The 411-nt window shown below is 40.6% G+C and carries 1 protein-coding gene; it reads right to left on the bottom strand.

Annotated features, from left to right (window positions below; genetic code table 11):
• The coding region (locus QNI24_RS15390) for an IS3 family transposase (protein WP_283708773.1) at positions 1-368 on the bottom strand (368 nt) is incomplete at its 3' end.
• Positions 369-411: the final 43 nt, after the last annotated feature.

A 411-nucleotide genomic window follows, 5' to 3' on the forward strand; every position in this document is an offset into this window, starting at 1 on the left:
GCCTTGAAGTTCCTTTTTAGGCGATCAGGGGAAGGTGCTTTGGTGTTTCTTGAATTGGTAGTGATAACGAACTTCTTAACTATTTTCGACTGAATATTCGCAGCTTTCATCAACCGAGCAACCCTTTGTCTGCTGACCTGTTCACCATCTTCAGTGAGGTCTTTTTGAATCTTTGGTGAACCATAAATACTGTGACTGGATTTGTGGAAACAGCGAATCTTAGTCAACAATCTTTGGTTGTCTTTTTCTCGTTGGCTGATAGGTCTATCAAACCAGTCATAAAAACCACTGGTTGAAACTCCCATGACTTTGCACAGGGTTTTTATGCTGTAATTTTTACTTTCAGCTCGGATGAATGTGTACTTCACTTGAGCTCTTTGGCAAAGTACACGGCGGCCTTTTTTAAGATTT

This window comes from Marinicella marina, assembly GCF_030065545.1.
Taxonomy (GTDB): domain Bacteria; phylum Pseudomonadota; class Gammaproteobacteria; order Xanthomonadales; family Marinicellaceae; genus Marinicella; species Marinicella marina.